The organism is Agromyces luteolus (genome assembly GCF_009729855.1).
GTDB lineage: Bacteria > Actinomycetota > Actinomycetes > Actinomycetales > Microbacteriaceae > Agromyces > Agromyces luteolus.
Genome location: NZ_WODA01000023.1, coordinates 228,275 through 247,672 on the forward strand (window position 1 = coordinate 228,275; position 19,398 = coordinate 247,672).

Annotated in this window: 24 protein-coding genes; 12 read left to right on the forward strand and 12 right to left on the reverse strand. The window is 70.8% G+C overall.

The window, feature by feature from the left end:
• Positions 1 to 35: 35 nt before the first annotated feature.
• The 5 genes from GLX25_RS12950 to GLX25_RS12970 form a co-directional block, all read right to left on the reverse strand.
• Positions 36 to 302, reverse strand: a complete 267-nt coding sequence (locus tag GLX25_RS12950; protein WP_155842857.1) for a hypothetical protein — start codon at positions 300 to 302, stop codon at positions 36 to 38.
• Positions 303 to 313: 11 nt separating this feature from the next.
• Positions 314 to 1,300: a LacI family DNA-binding transcriptional regulator gene (locus tag GLX25_RS12955; RefSeq protein WP_155842858.1), complete on the reverse strand. Its 987-nt coding sequence runs from the start codon at positions 1,298 to 1,300 to the stop codon at positions 314 to 316.
• 94 nt (positions 1,301 to 1,394) lie between these two features.
• On the reverse strand, positions 1,395 to 2,687 hold the full coding sequence (locus tag GLX25_RS12960) for a hypothetical protein (RefSeq protein ID WP_155842859.1): 1,293 nt from the start codon (positions 2,685 to 2,687) through the stop codon (positions 1,395 to 1,397).
• Positions 2,688 to 2,807: 120 nt separating this feature from the next.
• A complete protein-coding gene (locus GLX25_RS18905) occupies positions 2,808 to 3,206 on the reverse strand; it encodes a type II toxin-antitoxin system death-on-curing family toxin (RefSeq protein ID WP_205719893.1) in 399 nt (132 codons plus the stop codon).
• Positions 3,203 to 3,406 carry a TraY domain-containing protein gene (locus GLX25_RS12970; protein WP_155842860.1) on the reverse strand — a complete coding sequence of 68 codons (204 nt, stop codon included), beginning with the start codon at positions 3,404 to 3,406 and terminating at the stop codon, positions 3,203 to 3,205. Before GLX25_RS12970 ends, GLX25_RS18905 begins: the two co-directional genes overlap by 4 nt.
• 197 nt (positions 3,407 to 3,603) lie before the next feature.
• Between GLX25_RS12970 and GLX25_RS12975 the strand changes: the two genes are divergently transcribed.
• From GLX25_RS12975 to GLX25_RS12985, 3 genes are all read left to right on the forward strand, one after another.
• On the forward strand, positions 3,604 to 3,975 hold the full coding sequence (locus tag GLX25_RS12975; RefSeq protein ID WP_155842861.1) for a hypothetical protein: 372 nt from the start codon (positions 3,604 to 3,606) through the stop codon (positions 3,973 to 3,975).
• A gap of 308 nt (positions 3,976 to 4,283) precedes the next feature.
• Positions 4,284 to 5,705, forward strand: coding sequence for an HNH endonuclease signature motif containing protein (locus tag GLX25_RS12980; RefSeq protein ID WP_240898340.1), 1,422 nt, complete (start codon positions 4,284 to 4,286; stop codon positions 5,703 to 5,705).
• A 215-nt stretch (positions 5,706 to 5,920) separates the two neighbouring features.
• A complete protein-coding gene (locus GLX25_RS12985) occupies positions 5,921 to 6,817 on the forward strand; it encodes a GNAT family N-acetyltransferase (RefSeq protein ID WP_155842862.1) in 897 nt (298 codons plus the stop codon).
• 48 nt (positions 6,818 to 6,865) lie between these two features.
• Here GLX25_RS12985 and GLX25_RS12990 read toward each other — a convergent pair whose 3' ends face one another.
• Together GLX25_RS12990 and GLX25_RS12995 are read right to left on the reverse strand one after the other, a co-directional pair.
• Positions 6,866 to 7,219 carry a SpoIIAA family protein gene (locus GLX25_RS12990; protein WP_155842863.1) on the reverse strand — a complete coding sequence of 118 codons (354 nt, stop codon included), beginning with the start codon at positions 7,217 to 7,219 and terminating at the stop codon, positions 6,866 to 6,868.
• A 131-nt stretch (positions 7,220 to 7,350) separates the two neighbouring features.
• Positions 7,351 to 8,148, reverse strand: coding sequence for an SDR family NAD(P)-dependent oxidoreductase (locus GLX25_RS12995; protein ID WP_155842864.1), 798 nt, complete (start codon positions 8,146 to 8,148; stop codon positions 7,351 to 7,353).
• Positions 8,149 to 8,301: 153 nt separating this feature from the next.
• Here GLX25_RS12995 and GLX25_RS13000 point away from each other — a divergent pair, with 153 nt between their 5' ends.
• Genes GLX25_RS13000 through GLX25_RS13010 form a run of 3 tightly spaced genes read left to right on the forward strand, consistent with a single transcriptional unit; the run spans position 8,302 to position 10,105 of the window.
• Positions 8,302 to 8,652, forward strand: a complete 351-nt coding sequence (locus GLX25_RS13000) for a PadR family transcriptional regulator (protein WP_155842865.1) — start codon at positions 8,302 to 8,304, stop codon at positions 8,650 to 8,652.
• Positions 8,649 to 9,383 (forward strand): hypothetical protein, encoded by a 735-nt coding sequence (locus GLX25_RS13005; RefSeq protein ID WP_155842866.1) that lies wholly within the window; start codon positions 8,649 to 8,651, stop codon positions 9,381 to 9,383. Before GLX25_RS13000 ends, GLX25_RS13005 begins: the two co-directional genes overlap by 4 nt.
• Positions 9,380 to 10,105, forward strand: a complete 726-nt coding sequence (locus GLX25_RS13010; protein ID WP_155842867.1) for a hypothetical protein — start codon at positions 9,380 to 9,382, stop codon at positions 10,103 to 10,105. Before GLX25_RS13005 ends, GLX25_RS13010 begins: the two co-directional genes overlap by 4 nt.
• On the opposite strand, the gene GLX25_RS13015 is transcribed toward GLX25_RS13010, so the two are convergent.
• Positions 10,102 to 11,043 carry a LysR family transcriptional regulator gene (locus tag GLX25_RS13015; protein WP_155842868.1) on the reverse strand — a complete coding sequence of 314 codons (942 nt, stop codon included), beginning with the start codon at positions 11,041 to 11,043 and terminating at the stop codon, positions 10,102 to 10,104. The genes GLX25_RS13010 and GLX25_RS13015 overlap by 4 nt on opposite strands.
• Positions 11,044 to 11,115: 72 nt before the next feature.
• Here GLX25_RS13015 and GLX25_RS13020 point away from each other — a divergent pair, with 72 nt between their 5' ends.
• Positions 11,116 to 12,075 carry an EamA family transporter gene (locus GLX25_RS13020; RefSeq protein ID WP_155842869.1) on the forward strand — a complete coding sequence of 320 codons (960 nt, stop codon included), beginning with the start codon at positions 11,116 to 11,118 and terminating at the stop codon, positions 12,073 to 12,075.
• Positions 12,076 to 12,130: 55 nt separating this feature from the next.
• On the opposite strand, the gene GLX25_RS13025 is transcribed toward GLX25_RS13020, so the two are convergent.
• Positions 12,131 to 13,138 carry an alpha/beta hydrolase gene (locus GLX25_RS13025; protein ID WP_240898341.1) on the reverse strand — a complete coding sequence of 336 codons (1,008 nt, stop codon included), beginning with the start codon at positions 13,136 to 13,138 and terminating at the stop codon, positions 12,131 to 12,133.
• Positions 13,139 to 13,283: 145 nt separating this feature from the next.
• On the opposite strand from GLX25_RS13025, the gene GLX25_RS13030 reads away from it, so the two are divergent.
• Both GLX25_RS13030 and GLX25_RS13035 read left to right on the forward strand, forming a co-directional pair.
• A complete protein-coding gene (locus GLX25_RS13030; RefSeq protein ID WP_155842871.1) occupies positions 13,284 to 13,907 on the forward strand; it encodes a PadR family transcriptional regulator in 624 nt (207 codons plus the stop codon).
• 37 nt (positions 13,908 to 13,944) lie between these two features.
• Complete coding sequence (locus tag GLX25_RS13035) at positions 13,945 to 15,684, forward strand: ABC1 kinase family protein (protein ID WP_155842872.1); 1,740 nt, start codon at positions 13,945 to 13,947, stop codon at positions 15,682 to 15,684.
• Here GLX25_RS13035 and GLX25_RS13040 read toward each other — a convergent pair whose 3' ends face one another.
• The gene (locus GLX25_RS13040) at positions 15,685 to 16,281 is read right to left on the reverse strand and encodes a TetR/AcrR family transcriptional regulator (RefSeq protein ID WP_155842873.1); all 597 of its coding nucleotides are present in this window, start codon (positions 16,279 to 16,281) and stop codon (positions 15,685 to 15,687) included.
• A gap of 113 nt (positions 16,282 to 16,394) precedes the next feature.
• On the opposite strand from GLX25_RS13040, the gene GLX25_RS13045 reads away from it, so the two are divergent.
• Both GLX25_RS13045 and GLX25_RS13050 read left to right on the forward strand, forming a co-directional pair.
• A complete protein-coding gene (locus GLX25_RS13045; protein ID WP_155842874.1) occupies positions 16,395 to 16,970 on the forward strand; it encodes a dihydrofolate reductase family protein in 576 nt (191 codons plus the stop codon).
• Between the two features lie 156 nt (positions 16,971 to 17,126).
• Positions 17,127 to 17,492, forward strand: a complete 366-nt coding sequence (locus GLX25_RS13050) for a cupin domain-containing protein (RefSeq protein ID WP_155842875.1) — start codon at positions 17,127 to 17,129, stop codon at positions 17,490 to 17,492.
• A 42-nt stretch (positions 17,493 to 17,534) separates the two neighbouring features.
• Here GLX25_RS13050 and GLX25_RS13055 read toward each other — a convergent pair whose 3' ends face one another.
• Positions 17,535 to 17,807, reverse strand: coding sequence for a DUF1905 domain-containing protein (locus GLX25_RS13055; RefSeq protein WP_155842876.1), 273 nt, complete (start codon positions 17,805 to 17,807; stop codon positions 17,535 to 17,537).
• An 83-nt stretch (positions 17,808 to 17,890) separates the two neighbouring features.
• Positions 17,891 to 18,442 carry a CGNR zinc finger domain-containing protein gene (locus tag GLX25_RS18590; RefSeq protein ID WP_205719894.1) on the reverse strand — a complete coding sequence of 184 codons (552 nt, stop codon included), beginning with the start codon at positions 18,440 to 18,442 and terminating at the stop codon, positions 17,891 to 17,893.
• Between the two features lie 121 nt (positions 18,443 to 18,563).
• Between GLX25_RS18590 and GLX25_RS13065 the strand changes: the two genes are divergently transcribed.
• Positions 18,564 to 19,397, forward strand: coding sequence for an alpha/beta fold hydrolase (locus GLX25_RS13065; protein ID WP_155842878.1), 834 nt, complete (start codon positions 18,564 to 18,566; stop codon positions 19,395 to 19,397).
• Position 19,398: the final 1 nt, after the last annotated feature.

Consider the following 19,398-nt stretch of genomic DNA (forward strand, 5'->3'; position numbering starts at 1 on the left):
CAACATGCCCAGTTGCCGACGGGCATCCGTCACGACTACATCGCCCGTTGCGCCCGCAATGAAAGCGAGCCCGCCTCGCTGACCGTCCGCGATGACGCGCTCAGCCCCGCGCTGTCGCCGGCGATGATCTGGGCTTGCAGCTGAAGCGCGAGGTCTGCCTGCCCGCTGGACTGACGGGCACGGCGCAATCGGTCGCGCCCGCCCTTCGACGATCGCTTCGCTTGGACGACAATTCCCGCCAGCGCCATCCCGATGAGTTCGGGCGGCCGGTCGAGAAGATTGCCGCGGTCGAGGAGGATCACGCGCTCTCGAGTTAGCGCCCCGGCGCCGCCGTCGATGCCCGCGGGATGAGCGTCGGCAGGGCCATCCGGATCCCCCGCTCCCCCTCCTCCGGCGACAGCAACAGCTCGAGCGCCGTCGAGGCGATCTGCTCGAACGGCGTCCGCACTGACGAGAGCGCCACCGGCAGCCGCGACACCAGCGGGATGTCGTTGTACCCGACGATCGACAGGTCGGCGCCGATGCGCAGCCCGAGCCCGCTCGCCGCGGTCATCACGCCGATCGCCAGATTGTCGTTCGCGGCGAACACCGCGGTCGGCCGGTCGGGGCGGTCGAGCAGGCGCATGCCCGCCTCGATGCCGTCGTCGACGCCGTAGCCGACCGAGAGCATGCGGGCGTCGTCGATCGCGAGCCCGGCCTCGCGGAGGGCGCGCTCCGCGCCGGCACGGCGGTCGCGGGCGCTCGAGGTGAACCACGGCCCGGTCACCATCGCGATGTCGCGGTGGCCGAGGTCGATCAGGTGGCGAGTCGCGAGGTATCCCCCGGTCTCGTCGTCGCCGAGCGACGAGGGGCTGATGCGGTCGGTGCGGAGCACGAGGACGTGGGGGATGTCGCGGGCGCGCAGTGACGCCGGGAGCTCGTCGTCGAGGCGGGCGGTCGCGAGGATCACGCCGTCGACGTTGCGATCGAGCAGGGTCTCGGTGGCGCGTCGCTCGTCGTCGGGGTCGTCGCCGCACGTCGCGACGACGGCGAAGTAGCCGCGGCGGCCGGCGGCCTCCTCTATCGCCTGGACCATGAGGGCCATCACGGTGTCGGTCAGGCGAGGCACCGGCACGCCGATCGTCGCCGTCGCTCTGCGCCGGAGGCTCGACGCGAACACGTTGCGGCGGTAGCCGAGCTCCTCCGCGACCCGGCGCACGCGCTGCGCCGTCTCGCTGCGGGAGGCCGGCGTGCGGTCGTCGAGGATGCGGCTGACGGTCGAGATGCTCACGCCGGATGCCTGCGCGACATCCTTCAGCATGACCGGCCCAGGTCGTCCACCGAGGCGCTACGAGACTGCGCGCCGTCCCCCTCCTGCAGACCCGAGCTGCGTCAGAGCGCTCGCCGGGCTGGGCTCAGGAAGCGCTCGTCGGAAGAGTCAGCAGGTGTTCGGGCCACTTGCCGAGCGCGCCACCGGCGACATCCTTATCCACGTAGGCGATGATCTGATCGAGTGCAGCAAATCCAGATGCCACCCGGTCCGGCTTCGACTGATCGTAGCCGGGGCTGTCGGGGAAGAACGTGGTCCCAGACAAGCCCGCCTCTGGTATCGCTTCGGAATCCCCGATGTAGTGCTTGGTGATGTACCTGACCGGGACGATCGACTCGGGCGTGCCCTGCAGCCCCGTGGTGGCGACGAGGTCCCGCCGCATAGCGATGAATGCGGTCCGAGCAGCTTCGAGACCGGCGCGATGCCGTTTCGCGAAGCTCTGGAACGAGACCAATTCGCTCTGGGGGATGGCTCCAATGGCGGTACCGGTGGCTCCGAGGTAAGTCTTGGCCAGATGGATGCGTTGGAGGTGCAGGGCGAGTGCAACGCCGAGCAAGTATTCGGCGAGGATGTTCCTTCCGATCTCCGGATGCTTGGCGACGTAGTCGAGGGTGGCGATGAAGGTGTCGGCACTCGTCGGGTTGAGCGCGTCGTCGAGGTTCTTCTCGAAGTCCTCGACGAGATGTGCCGGCGGTGCCTCGTTGTCCGTCCCGTACGTGGCGAGGATGCGACCGGTGCGGTCGAACCACTCGTAGTTCTGGGCGAACAGAACCCCGGCTCGTTCGGCGGACTGCTTGTCGAGGGCCTCCGAGACGACGCCCCGAACTGCATCCTCGATCTCGTCGATCCGTGGCGCCGGCGGCGCCGTCGCGTCGGGAGACGCGAACGCGACCGTGATCACCATGCCGAGGGGGTACAACACTGGGGCGGTTGCTTGCACGGCACCCGAGATCCCATAGAGCAACCCGCTCAGGAGCGAAGTGGCGATGTCGATCACCGTTCCCTGGATGCTGTCGTCCTGCAGGCTCTGGGCGGGCGGAAGTGAGACACCAGTCATCCGCGCGGTCAACTGGGCGACAGCTCCCTCGACGCTGACGAGCAGCTGCCTGTCCGCGTTCGGAGTGATCACGTGATGATCCGCGGTCTTGATCGTCCACGGGCCGAACGCCGAAGCGCCCACGACGAACATGAGCATCTCATTGCGCCCGAACCCCGTGTTGAGGACCTTCCCGTTCTCGACCGCCTGGGGGTGAGCTGGCGACGCGAATCCGAAATCGCCGAGGTTGCGTTCCTTGAAGTTCTTCGGCACGACCGGATCATCGGTGTAGAACGGCATGAGCATCATGCGCTTGCCCCGGCGATTCACGAAGTTGTACATACTTCCCCTCCACTCGGGCCGCCGGCATCTCGCCGCGCGCAGTGGTACTGCGAAGCCTGACAGCCGAACGAGGCGACACCTATCCCCCGAAGTGGTGCCGAAGCGCCGGGTCACGACGCGTCAGGCGAGCGGACGGATGCGGTCGCGAACCCACGCCGCGACCGCGTCGAGATCGACCGCACCCGCTGCGACCTCGCGGAGGAACCGGTCGGCCTCGGCCACGTCATCGACCACGAGGTCGAGTTCGTTGAGTTCGAGGAACGCGACGGTCGCGAACCACGCCAGCCGCTTGTTCCCGTCGGCGAGCGGATGGTTGCGCATCAGCGCCACCAGCAGCGCCGCGGCCTTCTCGTCGAGCGTCGGGTGCACCTCCTCGCCGAACACGGGCAACGGTGCGGCAAGCGCCGAGAGCAGCAGGTTGCGCCCGCGGGCGCCGTCTTTGAAGTGGAATCCCTCGTCATCGAGCAGTGCCTCGACGTCGTCGGGGTCGAGGTACTCGACCTCGCGCCCCGCCCTCACCGGGCGAGACGCTCGAGCAGTTCGGCGTCGCGGGAACGGACTCGATCGAAGGCCGCACGCGTGCGGGCGGACTTGTCGGCACGAGCCGCGAGGTCGTCGAGCGCGATCTGCACGACCTCGGTCTTCGACCGTCCGAACTTCGCGGCCAGAGCCTCGAGGAGCTGGTCGTGAGACTCGTCGAGTCGCAGGGTCATCGCCATGGCACGGTCCTTCCGTCGACAACATCGTACCGCTTGGTATCAAGCTGATACCAGAGTGCGGAACCGGCTGCAAGATCCACTTCCGCGACCGCATCGCGCGGCCGACGGGCTCCACACGGTGCGGCTCGTCGACGACATCCGGCGGCTGGTGGTGGTGCCGGGTAGGTGGGGGCCGATGCCGCCGATATCCTCGGCCCATGGCCGCCGCGATCGCCCTGACCATCATCCTCGCGCTGCTCGCGGTGTTCCAGCTCGCACTGGCGCTCGGCGCACCGCTCGGCCGGTTCGCGTGGGGCGGCGCCCACCGAGTGCTGCCGACGAGGCTGCGCATCGGCAGCCTGGCGTCGATCGTCATCTACGCCGTCATCGCCGTGCTCGCCCTCGACCGCGTCGACCTGATCGACGTGGTGCCCGACGCCGTCTCCACGGTGGGCATGTGGATCGTGTTCGGCTACTTCGTGCTCGGCATCGTGATGAACGCCGTCTCGCGCAGCAAGCCCGAGCGGTACACGATGACGCCGGTCGTCACCGTGCTGGCGGTGCTGAGCCTGCTGGTCGCGCTGAGCTGAGGGGCGGATGACGCGGCCGGCCGCGTTCGGGGCGGCGTGAGACCTCGCCTGCGCGAGAGCGGGCGCGAGCCGGGCGGTCGGCGCGGGCGGATGGCGCGGGGCGGCCGGCGGCATCCGTTCTCGTCGACCCGCTCGAAGCACTGGCGTCGTCAGCCCGGCGACGTCCGCGTCGATCACAGAGCTCGGCGAGGCGAGCTGACTCCTCCTCCACAGGGCACGTTCTCGACGACTTCTCCACAGCGAGAATCGCTGGTCAGCATTGATTTCCGGCACGAACGGATGTCGGTGGGTGGGTGCAGGATCGAAGCATGGAACAGGCCCCGGCACCCGCGCAGCCGACGCACCCGTCGCTGCACGCGCTGGTCGCGCTCGAGCGCGGTGTGGCAGCGCTGCGGGAGGCGTGGGCGGGTGCGATGCCGGCGTGGGGTCCGGCGAGCGGGGCGGTTCAGGTCGATGTGGAACGGATGGGCGATGCCGGCCTGGTGCAGGTCGTCGATGCGCTCGCCCAGGCCCGGCGTGAGATCGACGCCGTGTTCGCCAGGGTCGCTGCCGAGGCGGCGAAACGGTCCGGGCCGGAGTTCGGCGTCGACGGGCTCGCGAAAGCGCAGGGCTTCCACAATCCGGTGCGCTTGATCGCGGCCGCGACGGGCGGCTCGCGGTCCGAAGCCCACCGGCTGATCGCCGTCGGTGCGGCGACGGCGGAGCGGCAGGCGTTCAGCGGTGAGCGGATGCCGGCGCGGCACCCGCACGTCGCCGCCGCGTTCGCCGCCGCGACGATCAGCATCGAGGCGGCGTCCGCGATCACCTCGATGCTCGACCGGTCGGCGACACGGGCCGCGGCGAACCGGGTCGACGTGTTCGAGGCGGCGCTGGTCGACCTGGCAGCGCGAGTGCCACTCGAGACGCTGATGCGCGGAGTGCGCGAGGCGGAGGCGCGGCTCGATCCCGACGGTGTCGAGCCTCGCGAAGACGAACTCCGGATGGAACGCTCGCTGACCATGCGCGAAGACAGCCACGGCATGGTGCACCTCCACGCCCGTCTCGACCCCGAGAGCGCAGCCCCGGTCAAGGTGGCGATCGAGGCACTCGTCGGCGACGCACTGCGCCGGCGCGAACCCGGCGATCTCTCGCCGGTGGTCGATGATCGGCGGTCGATTCCGCAGATCCAGGCCGACGCGCTCGCAGCACTCGCCCGCCATACGCTCGGCTGCGCCCAGACGGCCGCGCCGCTCGCGAAGACCACCGTCATCGTGCGCGTGGACCTCGACACCCTCGTCGACGGCATCGGACACGCGCGCATCGACGGGCTCGAACAGCCCATCTCCGCCGGCACCGCCCGCCGCATGGCCGCCGACGCCGAACTCATCCCCGCCGTCCTCGGCGGCGACAGCCTCCCGCTCGACCTCGGCCGAGCCGCCCGCCTCTTCACCAAGGCCCAGCGCCTCGCTCTCGGCGAACGCGACGGCGGATGCGCCTCCTGCGGCCAGAACATCGGCTACGTCGAAGCCCACCACATCGACTGGTGGGAACGCGACACCGGCCCGACCGACCTGGCGAACGGCGTCCTGCTCTGCAGCTTCTGCCACCACATGATCCACCGCGACGGATGGCACATCCACGCCAGCCCGACCGAGGTCTGGTTCACCCCACCACCGCACATCGACCCGGCCCAGGTCCCACGACTCGGCGGCAGGGCCCGCTTCGAGCTGCGCGAAGCCCGGGCGGCATGACGCCGCGCGGATGCGTTCACCACGCGCAGGCGCATCCTGTGTACGACCACGCCGTCGAACGTCATGAGCACGAAGACGTGACGGCGGCCTCGCCAGCGAGGACCCATCGCAGGGCCGGCGGAGTGCACGGCGCTGCTGCCCTCGTCGACGAGCCACCGACATCAGGAGCAAGGACCGGTTTGCGGCTCGTAACCCGCGGCTGGTTGGCTCATCGAATGGCCTTCACCGTGCAGACTCCAGCTGCCGCCGACCTGCCGCAGATCGCGGATGAGCTGAGTTCGTGGCAGACGGACCCGTGGGTCGGTCATCTCCACACCGGAGACCTCGGCTGGCGGACGCTCCTGGGTGCCGAGGGCGCCGCGGAAGACCTGCGGGTGTGGGCGCGCGACGGCTCGCCCGTGGCCATCGGGATGCTCGACGACGGTGTCCTGCGTCTGGCGTTGGATCCGGAACTGGTGGACGACGAGGTCGTCGCGACTCGCATCGCGCGCGACCTCGGAGATCCCCGAGCGAACGTGTTCGAGGCAGGAGAAGCCCTGGTCGAGGCTCGTGGGGCGCTCGCCCTCCGAGGACTCCTCCTGTCGGACGGATGGGTCGACGACGAACTGTGGACGCCGTTCACCCTTGATCTGTCGAATGGACTGGACTCGAGCCCCTTCGAGCAGGCCGGGCTCCGGGTCGAGCGCGCCGGTGTCGACGATGCCGAGACGTGGGCGGCCGTCCATTGGGCTGCATTCAAGGGCACGCCGTTCGAGGGTGCTCCGCGGGAACGGTTCATCCGGCGTTGGGTGGCGATGACGAGTGGGCCGCTCGCCGACCGAGCACACAACCTCATCGGCTTCGACCGCGACGGCCTACCCGTGGCGGTCACCACGGTGTGGACGGCTGGGGTGGATGAGCCGGGGCTGATCGAGCCCATGGCGGTGCATCCCGACCACCACGGTCATGGCTACGGACGGGCGATCACCGTCGCCGGTGCCGACGCCCTGCGCGAGTCCGGTGCATCCAGTGCGAACGTGGTCGCCGAGAACTCCAATCCCGCCGCCATCGCCACCTATCGAGCCGCCGGGTTCACTGCGCTTGCGACCGTGGCCGACCTACGTCGCCTCTGAGGTCGGTCGCCGGGCAGGTCGACGACAACGACGGCGCCCACGTCGGTGTCAGCTCCGGAGCCAGGCCCAGGCGGCATCCGGGTCTTCGAAGTACGCCGCCTCCTGCGCGTAGAACGGGGTGGCGAGGTGGGCGAGGCGCTCCTCCCACTTCTTGTGGCCGACGATCGCCATGCGCGCGACCTTCTCGTGGAACTCGTGACCGAAGTGCAGGTCGGCACCCCACGCGCCCACCTTCTCCCACCGGAAGTCGGTGAGGTCGAGCATCAGCTTCACCGTGCCGTGCTCCTCGACCGCGGCCTCGACCGCGGGCGTCAACACGGCGTAGTCGGCCTTCGTCACCTCGCCGGACACGACGAACCCGAGGGTGTCACCGGTGCTGCGGTCGGACTGCGTGATCGTCATCGAGTGCTCCGTTCTGTCGGCTTCCCTGCCCAGCCTTCCGTGCGGCGCGGTCGGCGTCGAGGGGTCGTTGGTCCCGGGAGCGTACTGAGGGCTGAAACGACTGCTGCGTTCGCTCCCGTCGAAGCGCCACGTCAGTCGACGAGCGCGCCCGCGGTCAGGTTCGAGATCACGCCGGTCATCGATCCGGCGCGGTCGGATGCCGCGAACGCGAGGAACTCGGCGACCTCGTCGAGCGTCGGCAGCCGGCCGAGCAGCGTCATGCCGGTGAGGCCATCCATCCACTCGTCGAAGTCGATGCCGGAGGCGTCGGCGATGCGACCGAACATCTGCCGGGTGTACGACGTGTCGAGCGCGTCGCGCATGGCGTGCGGCCGCACGCACACGACCCGAACCCCCGCGGGACCGAGCTCGCCGGCGAGCGCTCGCGAGAAGCCCTCGAGCCCCGCGCTCTGCGCGGCGTTGCCGATGAGCCCGCGCCCGGTGAGCCGCGCGCCGGGCGTCGACACGGTGAGGATCACCCCGCTCCCCAGCGCGATCATCGGCCGCGCGACGGCCTTCGCCGTCACGAAGTTCGTCTGCAGGTAGCCCGTGACCGGGTGCAGGTACTCGGCGAGCGACGTGTCCGCGATCTCCCGGCCCTGCAGGTGGTCGAAGCCGACGGCGTTCAGCGCGATATCGATGCGGCCCGCGGCATCCGTCACCTCGTCGATGTGACGATCGACGGACGCCTGGTCCATCGCGTCGACCACGGCGATCTCGACCGTGCCGCCGAACGAACGCGCAGCGGATGCCGCGGCCTCGAGCCGCGGGAGGCTCCGACCGGCGAGGAAGACCCTCGCTCCCTCCCTGGCGAACGCGCGCGCGGCAGCGGCGCCGATCGATCCTCCGCCGCCGTGGATCACGGCGACCTTGCCTTCGAGCAGCAGCATCATGGTTCCCTTCGTGAGTGATGGGTCATCGCAACCAAACGGTTGCACACACTCGAGGGGCAATGCAACCATTGAGTTGCATTTCGACATCGCCTCAGGACTGATCCTCCTTCCTCTGGACTTATACGCACATAGGTGCGTATAGTCACGAACATGCCACGACGACGCCCGGGAGTGCTCCTCCCGATCGAGCTCGCGATCCTCGATGCGGGCCTCACCATCCAGCCGCGCGAGGGGTCGTTCTTCGGGTTCGCGCTCGCGCGCACGCTCGCCGAACGAGACGGGTCCGCGCTCGTCTCGCACGGCACGCTCTACCGAGCCCTGAACCGAATGGATGCCGCGGGGCTGCTCGAATCCGAGTGGGAAGCGCCCGAGCTGGCCGAGGCCGACGGGCGGCCGCGCCGCCGGCTCTACCGCGTGACCGGGGCCGGCGAGGCCGCGTTTCGCGCCGCCGCCCGCACCGAGCAGCAGCGCGGCACCGTGACCGGCGAGGCGCTCGCATGAGCGGCCGGAGCGACCGGGCGGTGGAACGCGCCGCCCGCGCGACGCTGCACTGGACGCTGCGGTACACCGGCGGACTCGATCCGCTCGTGGCGGCCGACCGCCAGGACGAGATCCTCTCCGACCTGCACGAGCAGACCGCATGGGCGACCGAGGCCGGCATCGGCGAGCGCGCCACGGCTCGGTCGATCCGAGCACGGATGCTGCGCGGCATCCCGGCCGACCTCGGCTGGCGGCGCGCGCAGCTCTCGGGCCGAGAGGGAATCCGGTTGAGCCTGCCGCGCGTCGACGGGCTGCTCCTCGCCGCGGTCGCCGTCATCGGCGTCGTGCAGGTCGGCGTCGGCGCGTTCATCGCCGCCCGCCACGTGCGGGCCCTGCTGATCGGCGACATCGGCTTCATCCCGAACGCGGCGGCGCTCACCATCGCCCTCGGCTCGGTCGCGCTCGTCGCCACCGCGCTGCTCGGGCACCGGCGCACGCGGCCATGGGGTGCGGCGCTGCTCGCCGTCACCGGCCTCCTGATCTTCGCCCAGAGCGTGAATGCGCTGTACTACCTCAGCGCGACCGCGCTCCTCGTGATCAACGGCGTGACGTGGCTCGAACCGGCCGCCTACGCCGTCGGCACCGGCGTCGCCATCCTCTGCCTCGCCGCCACCGCCCAGTGGGCGAACCCCGCGCGCCGACCCTCGGCCGCGTCCGCGGCATCCGCCCTCACCGGAGAGGAATCGCGATGAACCTGCAGGACCTGCTCGACGATGAGCGACGACGCGAAGCCGAGCGACAGGGCAGACGGATGCCGCGGCGCCGCGTCGTCCTCCTGGTCGGCGCCCTCGGGGCCGCCATCGCCATCGGGACCGGCGCGGCGCTCACCGCGGCGGCCGTCTCCGAGATCAACGGATACGAGCAGTTGGCGGCCGCGGCCACGGCGACTCCGGCCGTGTCGACGCCCGCGCCCGACACCGCGGCGGACCCGACGCCCACGACGACCGAGCCCGGTCCGAGTGCGTCGCCGGCACCGGCATCCGCTTCCGACGAGGCATCCGCTGCCGGCGACGGTGTCGCTGAACCGGCTCCCGGCGGCATCGCCACCATCCGCGGGTACACCGTGTACGACGAGACCTCCGACCTCGACCTGATCCCGAGGCCGTCGGCGGAGTTCGTCGAGGAGTGGGCGCTCGACGTCGAGACGATCCTCATGCAGAGCCACCTCGACGCGAAGTGCATGGCCGAGAAGGGGTTCACCGCGGCGTACATCCCGATGTGGCAGACGTGGGAGAACGGCGACATGATGGCGGTGCTCGAGGAGCTCGATGCGTTCAACGACGCCCGGACTCCCGAATGGCAGGAGGCGTTCTGGGGCGCCGACGACCAGCCGCTCGGCGACGCCTACGACTGGAAGCAGGCCGGATGCCACGGGGCGTCCGTGCACTTCACCGGAATGGACGACGCCAACTAGGCACTCTCGCGACTGGCCGCGCCGACCCGCACCGCGTCCAGCACCGCCTGCAGCGCCGGCGAATCCGCCTGGCTGCGGCGATGCACGGCCGCGACCCCGCGAACCGACGCGGGCTGCACGGTCGGGATCGCCACGAGGTCGTCGGGCAGCGGCGACCGACCGAGCCGCGGCACCAGCGCCACCCCGAGACCGGCGCGCACGAGCTCGAGGTGGTTCTCGAACTCCATCGACTCGTGCACGATGCGCGGCGCGTTCGAGACGCCGTCGAACAGGCGACGCAACCACTGCCGGCAGATCGTCGAGTCGAACGTCGCGACCCACTCCTCCTCGGCGAGGTCGGCCGGGGTCAGCTCGGCGCGGCCCGCGAGCGGATGCTCGCGGCGCAGGATCACGTCCGCGACATCCGTGAACAGGGGCGTCTCGACCAGGTGATCGGGCATCGCCAGCGCGACGTTGCCCCACCGGTGCACGATGCCCAGGTCGCGCTGACCGGATGCCACGAGCGCGATCGTCTCCCACGGCTCGCTCTCCCGCATCGGCACCCGAAGCTCCGGATGCTCGGCGCGCAGCCGCGGCAGCACGTCGACGAGCAGGCCCCGCACCGCCGTCGAGAACGCGCCGATGCGCACCTCGCCCGTGATGCGGCGCGCAGCCGCGCCATCCGCCCCCTGCCCGACGCCGGTGAGGTGCAGGTCGGCTTCGATGCGCTCGAGGTCGGCGAGCACCGTCGCCGAGGACGTGACGAGGTGGCGGCCGGCATCCGTCAGCACGACCCCGCGACCCGCCCGCTCGAGCAGCGCGACCCGCGTGCCGCGCTCGAGGCGCTTGATCTGCTGGGACACCGCCGACGGCGTGAAGCCGAGCGCATCGGCCGCGGCCGCGACGCTGCCGTTCGTGGCCACCGCACGCAGCGCGACCACGGCTTCGAGATCGATCATGCAGTGATGCTACCGATTCACGAGCAGAAATGGTCGCTGGTGTTTCCGGATGCCGCGGGCGAACCTTGACCCATGACGAGACGCGACATGCTGCTGGCGGCCCTGGTGGCGACGATGTGGGGCTTCAACTTCGTCGTCATCGACTGGGGCATGGACGGCATCCCGCCGCTGTTCTTCGTCGCCATCCGGTTCGCGGTGGTCGCTCTCGCCGTCGTCCTCGTGCCGCGCCCGCTCGCGAGCTGGAAGACCGTCGTCGGCGTCGGCCTCTTCATGAGCCTCGGCCAGTTCGCCCTGCTCTACACGTCGATCGCGCTCGGGCTGCAGCCCGGCATCGCCGCCCTGCTGCTGCAGGCGCAGGTCGTGCTCACGATCCTCGTCGCCGCGCTCGCGCTGCGCGAGCGACCCACGCGGTTGCAGGTCGCGGGCGTGCTGCTCGGAACGGTCGGGCTCGGCGTCGTGGCGTTCGGCCGCGGCGGCGACGCACCCGCGCTCGCGGTCGTGCTGTGCCTGCTCGCCGCGCTCTCGTGGGCGATCGGGAATGTCATCTCGCGGAAGGCCGGACCGGTCGCGCCCGAACGTCGGTTCGGGGCGCTGTCGCTCACGGTGTGGTCGTCGCTCGTCGTGCCGCTGCCCGCGCTCGGTCTCTCGGCGCTCATCGAGGGGCCCGACGCCATCGCCGCCGGCATCGCCGCGTTCGGATGGCGCCCGCTGCTCTCGACGCTCTACACCGCGGGCCTCTGCACGCTCGTCGGGTACGCGATCTTCAACGGGCTGCTCGCGCGCAACCGTTCGGCGTCGGTCGTGCCGTGGGTGCTGCTCGCGCCGGTCGTCGCCATGGCGTCGGCGGCGCTGCTGCTCGGGCAGGTGCCGAACGTGTGGGAGACCGTCGGTGGGGTGGTGCTCGTGGCCGGAGTGTTCGTGGCGAACGCGCCGGGCCGGCGGAAGGGGGCGGTGCCGGCAGCGGGGGCGGCGGGCGCGGCGCCTGCGCCTGAGGCATCCGCTCTGGACCCGATCTCGCCGCGATCGGGGTGACGAGAATCCGGCCGCCCAGCGTCGAGACGACGATGGGGCGCCGGAACCTCCGCACTCAGACGTCGGCGGGTGCCGCGAGCCGCTCCCCCAGCCAATTCCGCGCCCGGCTGTGGAACGCGTGCGTCACGTCGGCGGTGCGGGCGATCGACTCGAAGCCGTGCGGTGCGCCGGGCACCACGTCGACCGTGCACTCGACGCCCGCATCGCGGAGCGCCGAGGCGTAGGCGAGATCCTCGTCGTGGAACAGGTCGATGTCGCCGACACCGATCCACGCCGGCGGCAGCCCGGTCAGGTCGGCACGGCGGGCGGGAACGGCGAAGTCGCGCACGTCGTCGGCGCCGAGCGGCGCCTGCAGGTACGACGACCAGCCGACGAGGTTGTCGCGGTTGGTCCAGGCGAAGTGCCGCACGGCGTCGAGGTCGCGCCGCGCCGCGGTGCGGTCGTCGAGCATCGGGCAGTACAGCAGTTGTGCGACGGGCTGCGACCCGCCCTCGTCGAGCAGGCGTTGGGCGAGCGCGGCAGCGAGCCCGCCTCCGGCGCTCTGTCCGCCGACCGCGACCCGTGCGGGGTCGATGCCGCGCGCGGCGGCGGCATCCTGCAGCCACTGCCATGCCGCGACGCAGTCGTCGAGCGGGGCCGGGAACGGATGCTCCGGGGCCAGCCGGTACTCGACGGACACGACGACGATGCCGAGTCGCTCCGCGAGCCGCGCGCACCAGGGGTCGTCCTGCGCGGCGGCGCCTATCACGAGTCCGCCACCGTGGATCCACAGCAGCGCGCCGCGAGCACCGGACTCGGACTCGGCCGACGTGGCCTCGGGTGCCACGGACGTGGCTGCGTCGGTGGGGGTGAACACCCGCACCCCGGTGCCGGGAACGACGAAGTCGACCCGCTCGAACCCCACGCCCTCGGCCGTCTTCGGCGCCGGGATGAGCGCGAGCGCCGCCTGCGCCATCCGCCGCTGCCACGAGTGGCGGACCTGCGGGCGGGGGAACCACCGATAGGCGCGTCGGAGCTCCGGATGCAGGTCGTCGATGCGCATGCGCGAGGGGGCGGGTTTCATGTCATCTGAGCGGGGGCTTGTCATCGTGCTCTCGATTCTGGTGCACGCGAATCCTCTCGGCAGATTCCCGACCTGTGCGAAGCGAAGCGATATATCGTTGACATATCGTCGAGACCCGATCAGGGCCCGCTTCAGGGAGGTCATCATGAGCGATTCAGGTTCGTACACGGGCGGCGGCTTCGGCAGCGGCCCGGGCAATTGGGGCAGGGGCAGCTGGGGCGGCGGCAACCCGGGCCAGGGCCTCTGGGAGGCGATGGAACAGCTCCGCGGCATGTTCGAGCAGAAGGTCGCCCCCCGCATGGGGAAGGGCGACGTGCGAGCGGCGGTGCTCGCGCTCCTGGCCGAGAAACCGATGCACGGATACCAGATCATCACCGAGATCGCCGAGCGCAGCGGCGGCGCGTGGAAGCCGAGCGCGGGCTCGGTGTATCCGACCCTGCAGCTGCTCGCCGACGAGGGGCTCATCACCGCCGAGGAATCGGGCGGGCGCAAGACGTACACGCTGACCGAGGCGGGCACGGCCGAGGCCGAGGCATCCGCTGACCGCGGCACGCCGCCCTGGCCGACGCCGCCCGGGAGCGGCAGCGGCACCGGCGGCGGCGGCGGACGTGACTGGGGCATGTCGGGCGCGCTGCCCAAGGCCGGCATCGAGCTCGCGCAGGCGGCCGCGCAGGTCGGCCGCACCGGCACCCCCGAGCAGGTGAAGGAAGCGGTCGAGGTGCTGGAGGACGCACGCCGCCGGCTCTACTCGATCCTCGCCCAGGGCTGACCGAGTGCCCTCGACACGTCGGCATCCGGCAGGCAGGATGCCCGATGTGGGGAACACGCGCGCCCGCTACCGGCGGATCCTCCGATTCGCCGCCAGGTACATCATCCAGACCTGGTGGTTCGAGATCGTGCTGCCCCGGTTCGGGCTCGCGCGGTTCGCGGCGCGCGGGCGGGCGGCGCGGCTGACGCGCATCGCCGAGCGGTTCCACGTGCTGGCGGTCGACCTCGGCGGGCTCATGATCAAGGTCGGCCAGTACCTCTCATCGAGGCTCGACGTGCTCCCGCCCGAGATCACCCGCGAACTCGCCGGGCTGCAGGACGAGGTGCCGCCCGTGCCGTTCGACGACATCCGCCGCCTCGCCGAGGTCGAGCTCGGGATGCCGCTCGAGCGCGCGTACGCGTCGTTCGACCCGACCCCGGTGGCCGCGGCATCCCTCGGCCAGGCGCACCGCGCCCGCCTCTCCCCCATCGACGCCGCCGACATGGGCTACGACGACGCCGTCGTCAAGGTGCAGCGGCCCGGCATCGAGGTCATCGTCGACGTCGACCTCGCGGCGCTCCGCCGCGTCGCCGACTGGCTCAGCCGCGTGCGGTTCGTCGCGAACCGCGTCGACCTGCCCGGCCTCGTCGAGGAGTTCGCCACCACGAGCCTCGAGGAGATCGACTACGTCAACGAGGCCGGCAACGCCGAGCGCTTCGCCGCGAGCTTCGCCGGCGACCCGCGCGTCGCCGCGCCCGAGGTGGTCTGGGAGCGCACCACCCGCCGCGTGCTCACCCTCGCCGACGTCACCGCGATCAAGATCAACGACCGCGCCGCGCTCATCGCCGCCGGCATCGACCCGAAGGCCGTCGCCGCGCAGTTCGCGACCGTCATGTTCGACCAGCTCTTCCGCGACGGGTACTTCCACGCCGACCCGCACCCGGGCAACATCTTCGTCACGCCGGTCGGGGTGCTGTCGAGTGAGACGGATGCCGCGGGGCCGGCGCCGGACGCGGCATCCGCCGCCCCTGCGCCCACCTGGCAGCTGACCTTCATCGACTTCGGGATGATGGGCCAGGTGCCCGACGGGCTGCGGCAGGCGCTGCAGCAGCTGATGATCGCGGTCGCCGCGCGCGACGGGAAGCGGCTGGTCGAGAGCTTCCGCAGCGTCGGGTTCCTGCTGCCGACCGCCGAGACCGCGGAGCTCGAGCGGGCGATGACCGAACTGTTCGCGCGCTTCGGCGGCATGGGGTTCGCCGAGCTCGCGCAGGTCGACGAGCGCGAGCTGCGGAAGTTCGCGATCGAGTTCGGCGAGGTCATGCGCACCCTGCCGTTCCAGCTGCCCGAGAACTTCCTGCTCATCATCCGCGCCATGTCGCTCACCTCGGGCATGTGCAGCTCCCTCGACCCCGAGTTCAACATCTGGGACGCCGTCGAGCCCTACGCCGCCCAACTGCTGCGCGACGAACGCGGCAACCTCGTGCAGGCGCTCGGCAAGGAGGCCCTGTCGGTCGCCGGCACCGCCTGGCGGCTGCCGGGGCGCCTCGACAAGGTCGTCGACCGCATCGAGCAGGGCCGGCTCGTCGCGAACTCGCCGAAGATCGAACAGCGGATGTCGCGGCTCGAGCGCACGGCCGGCCGCATCGTGTCGGCGGTGATCTTCGTGGGGCTCTTCCTGGGAGGCATCCTGCTCCGACTCGACGAGCCGGTCTGGGGCGGGATCCTGCTCGGCGTATCGATCGTCCCGCTGCTGCACGCGATGTTCGCGGGCGTGTTCGGGCGGCGCGGGGCGGGGTGATCAGGCCGACGCGTGCGGGGGCGTCGACTCCGGCACGATCGCGGTGACGACGTGGTCGACGATGCGCTGCACCTGCTCCTCGCCGAGGAGCCCGGGCATGGTCAGGTGCTCGAGAAGCAGCCCGGTCATCGCCAGGTAGAGCACGAGGACGGTCGCCTCATCGCCAGGGAAGCCGCCGTCGACGTGGTCGGACGTCGCGCTCTCGAGGTTCCCGGCGAAGTGCCGAGTGACGGCGGGCGCGAGGCGCGGGTTGCGGGCCGCCTCGAGGCGCAGTTCGAAGAGCGCCACGTGGGCGGCCCGATCGGACATCGCGCGCTCGACGAGCCAGCGCATGAGCTCCCGCTCCGTATCGCGCGTGCGCGGTCGCGACATCCGCTTCGCGGTCTCGACCGGGTCGGGCGCGAGCCGTCCGAACACGTGTGCCGCGAGCTCGTCGACGAGCTGATCGCGCGATGCGAAGTAGTTCGACGCCGTGCCGGCGGGCGCGCCGGCCTCGCGGTCGACCGCGCCGAAGGTCAGTCCGCGGCTCCCATGGCCCGCGATCACGTCCACCGCGGCGTCGAGCAATTGCCGTCGTCGCTCGGGGTTCCGAACCATCCGCGCTCTCCCGTCCAGGCCGTCAGCAGCTGTTGCCATTCTAACCACTATGCATATAGTGGTTATGCCACCTGGCGACACGACTCGCCGCCCGCCCTCACCGAGAAGGACGCATGCGACAGCTCATCTACTACATCTCGCTCTCCATCGACGGGTTCATCGCCGGCCCCGACGACGAGGTCGACTTCTTCCCTGGCTCCGACGAGTACATGACGTGGATGGTCGGCGACTACGGCGACGCCCTGCCGGGCGCGTTCCGCGAGAAGTTCGGCATCGCGGATGTCGCACCCTCGCGTTTCGACACGATCGTCATGGGCCGGCGCACGTACGACCCCGCGCTGCAGGTCGGCGTGACTTCGCCGTATCCGCACCTGCGCCAATACGTCGTCTCGCGCAGCCTCGAGCGACCCGACCCCGCCGTGACCGTCGTGGCCGACGACGTCGTGGCGACCGTGCGCGCGCTCAAGGCCGAGGATTCCACCCTCGACATCTACCTCGCCGGGGGCGGCCGCCTCGCCGGGCAGCTCCTCGACGAGATCGACGGGCTCGTGATCAAGCGCTACCCCGTCGTCGCCGGCGCGGGATTGCCGGCCTTCGGCCCCGACTTCGCACCGACGCAGTTCTCGCTCGACGCGGTCCGCTCGTTCGACGGCGGCAACCTCGTCGAGTGGTACTCGCGGACGGCGTGAGCGGCGACGCGGTCGGACGGCGGCGCAGTCCGCGACGATTCGAACCGGCACGGTCGGGATGGGGCGCTGCAGGCCGCCGGCATGCGGGGGGTCGGGCGGTCTCCGTCGCATCCACCCCCGCTTGCGGAGCACTCTCGCTCACGCGAGCATCGGACGATGAGCACTCGGGTCCGCAACATCCACGACGCCCTACACTCCTTCTCCGAACCCTGGCAGCCGCGCCGGCTCGCGAGCATGAACGACTACGACGTCAAGGTCGTGAAGCTCCTCGGCGAGTTCACCTGGCATTCGCACCCCGACACCGACGAGCTGTTCATGGTGATCTCGGGCGACCTCGTGATCCAGCTGCGCGACGGCGACGTGGCGCTCGGCCCGGGCGACGTCTTCGTCGTGCCCCGCGGCGTCGAGCACTGCCCGAGAGCCGACGGCGAGGTGTCGGCGGTCCTGATCGAGCCGCAGGGCGTCGTCAACACAGGCGACACCCCGAGCGAGCGGACCACCGAGCTGCGCGAGCTCGACTGACTCGCCCTCGACCGGGCGCGGTTCGGGCGTCTCCCCGACGGGCTATCGCTTGGTGACGGTGACCTCGACCGGGTCGCCGACATCCTTGCCGAGGGCCTTGCGGACCTTCGCGTTCAGCGACACCATGTGGCCGCCCGTCCCGGTCACCATCGCACCGACGTTCTCGAGACGGACGTCATCGATGCTCGCGTCGACGCGGACCGACCTGCCCGTGCCGAAGAACTCGGCGGACCCGGGGATCTCGACGCAACTCCACGTCTCGCCTTTGACGTCGACGCCGATCGTGGTCTGGAAGGTCAGCTCGTCTGCAGCCATGACGCCAGCGTAGGCGGGCCTCCCGTCATCGACGGCGGGAGCCGGCGACGCCTCCGCGACGCGCCCGCGGTGCCGCATGCAGGTCAGCCGATCTTGGCGCGCGCGGAGTGCCGCCTGGCCTTCGCGCGGTTGCCGCAGGTCTCCATCGAGTGCCACCGGCGGGTGTTCGCCCGGCTGGTGTCGATGAAGAAGTGCTGGCAGTCGGATGCCGCGCACGGCCGGATGCGCGACCCCTCGGGTCCCTGCAGGTCGGCCCACTCGAGCACCGCGCGGGCTCCGACGCGCCGGCCCGGGGCGAGGTCGTCGCGCCACCGCGCGCCGTCGGGACCGAACGCGGGACGCCGCGTGATCGCCGCGGTCCACGGCTCGAGGTCGGCGATCGACGCGCGACCCCTGAGGAACCTCGCGAGCAGCGGGCGGACGGCGCGGGCGTCGGCGATCTCGTCGGCGTCGCCGGTGCCGCCGTGGGCGACGAGCCACGCCGAGGCGTCGGCATCCGTCCCGAGTTCGTCGTCGACGTGGTCGTCGAACACGAGCCGGGAGTTCACCAGGTCGAGCAGGAGCGAGTCCGAACTCGCGTGCGTGGCCGTGCCCGTGGCATCCGTCGTCATGACCGCGCCTCCGTCATCCGTCACCTTCGGCATCAATTCTAACCCCCTCGGAATATTTGACTGGTTAGCGTGTTGCACTCGTCAACGCACTAACCACCAACACCATTCCAACCGGTTAGGCACTGATTCGAAGGAGCTGGCACGCATGCCGTTCATCACCGTCGGAACCGAGAACTCGAGCGACATCGACCTCTACTACGAGGACCACGGGGCGGGGCAGCCCGTCGTGCTGATCCACGGCTACCCGCTGAGCGGCGAGTCGTGGGAGAAGCAGTCCGCCGCCCTGCTCGAGGCCGGCTACCGCGTCGTCACCTACGACCGTCGCGGCTTCGGCCGGTCGTCGAAGCCGACCATCGGCTACGACTACGACACGTTCGCCGCCGACCTGAAGGTCGTGCTCGAGACCCTCGACCTCCGCGACGCGATCCTCGTCGGGTTCTCGATGGGCACGGGCGAGGTCGGACGCTACCTCGGCACCCACGGCAGCGAGCGCGTGGCGAAGGCCGTGTTCCTCGCCTCGCTGGAGCCCTACCTGCTGCAGGCCGACGACAACCCCGCGGGCGTGCCCGCCGAGGTCTTCGCCGGCATCGAGCAGTCGGCGAAGTCCGACCGCTACGCCTGGTTCGACGAGTTCTTCGCGAACTTCTACAACCTCGACGAGAACCTCGGCAGCCGGATCGGCGAGGCCGCGGTGCGCGCCAGCTGGAACACCGCCGCCTCGAGCGGATGGTTCGCCTCCTCCGCCGTCGTCCAGAGCTGGCTGACGGACTTCCGCGGCGACATCGCGAAGGTCGATGTGCCCGCACTGATCGTGCACGGCACTGCCGACCGGATCCTGCCGATCGACGCCACCGCGCGCGAGTTCACCAAGCGCCTGCCGTCGGCCGAGTACGTCGAGATCGAGGGCGCCCCGCACGGCATGCTCTGGACGCACGCCGACGAGATCACGCGACTGCTGCTCGACTTCGTCCAGAAGTAGG

Bases quoted from the DNA above. Each gene is read 5' to 3' on its own strand.
- GLX25_RS13025 (WP_240898341.1), bottom strand. From the start codon at position 13,138: ATGAAACCCGCCCCCTCGCGCATGCGCATCGACGACCTGCATCCGGAG.
- GLX25_RS13050 (WP_155842875.1), top strand. From the start codon at position 17,127: ATGAGCACTCGGGTCCGCAACATCCACGACGCCCTACACTCCTTCTCC.
- GLX25_RS13005 (WP_155842866.1), top strand. From the start codon at position 8,649: ATGAGCGGCCGGAGCGACCGGGCGGTGGAACGCGCCGCCCGCGCGACG.
- GLX25_RS12960 (WP_155842859.1), bottom strand. From the start codon at position 2,687: ATGTACAACTTCGTGAATCGCCGGGGCAAGCGCATGATGCTCATGCCG.
- GLX25_RS12970 (WP_155842860.1), bottom strand. From the start codon at position 3,406: ATGGCGATGACCCTGCGACTCGACGAGTCTCACGACCAGCTCCTCGAG.
- GLX25_RS12995 (WP_155842864.1), bottom strand. From the start codon at position 8,148: ATGCTGCTGCTCGAAGGCAAGGTCGCCGTGATCCACGGCGGCGGAGGA.
- GLX25_RS13015 (WP_155842868.1), bottom strand. From the start codon at position 11,043: ATGATCGATCTCGAAGCCGTGGTCGCGCTGCGTGCGGTGGCCACGAAC.
- GLX25_RS13055 (WP_155842876.1), bottom strand. From the start codon at position 17,807: ATGGCTGCAGACGAGCTGACCTTCCAGACCACGATCGGCGTCGACGTC.
- GLX25_RS12985 (WP_155842862.1), top strand. From the start codon at position 5,921: ATGGCCTTCACCGTGCAGACTCCAGCTGCCGCCGACCTGCCGCAGATC.
- GLX25_RS12990 (WP_155842863.1), bottom strand. From the start codon at position 7,219: ATGACGATCACGCAGTCCGACCGCAGCACCGGTGACACCCTCGGGTTC.
- GLX25_RS13040 (WP_155842873.1), bottom strand. From the start codon at position 16,281: ATGGTTCGGAACCCCGAGCGACGACGGCAATTGCTCGACGCCGCGGTG.
- GLX25_RS13000 (WP_155842865.1), top strand. From the start codon at position 8,302: ATGCCACGACGACGCCCGGGAGTGCTCCTCCCGATCGAGCTCGCGATC.
- GLX25_RS13035 (WP_155842872.1), top strand. From the start codon at position 13,945: ATGCCCGATGTGGGGAACACGCGCGCCCGCTACCGGCGGATCCTCCGA.
- GLX25_RS13010 (WP_155842867.1), top strand. From the start codon at position 9,380: ATGAACCTGCAGGACCTGCTCGACGATGAGCGACGACGCGAAGCCGAG.
- GLX25_RS12955 (WP_155842858.1), bottom strand. From the start codon at position 1,300: ATGCTGAAGGATGTCGCGCAGGCATCCGGCGTGAGCATCTCGACCGTC.
- GLX25_RS13045 (WP_155842874.1), top strand. From the start codon at position 16,395: ATGCGACAGCTCATCTACTACATCTCGCTCTCCATCGACGGGTTCATC.
- GLX25_RS13065 (WP_155842878.1), top strand. From the start codon at position 18,564: ATGCCGTTCATCACCGTCGGAACCGAGAACTCGAGCGACATCGACCTC.
- GLX25_RS13020 (WP_155842869.1), top strand. From the start codon at position 11,116: ATGACGAGACGCGACATGCTGCTGGCGGCCCTGGTGGCGACGATGTGG.
- GLX25_RS12980 (WP_240898340.1), top strand. From the start codon at position 4,284: ATGGAACAGGCCCCGGCACCCGCGCAGCCGACGCACCCGTCGCTGCAC.
- GLX25_RS13030 (WP_155842871.1), top strand. From the start codon at position 13,284: ATGAGCGATTCAGGTTCGTACACGGGCGGCGGCTTCGGCAGCGGCCCG.
- GLX25_RS12975 (WP_155842861.1), top strand. From the start codon at position 3,604: ATGGCCGCCGCGATCGCCCTGACCATCATCCTCGCGCTGCTCGCGGTG.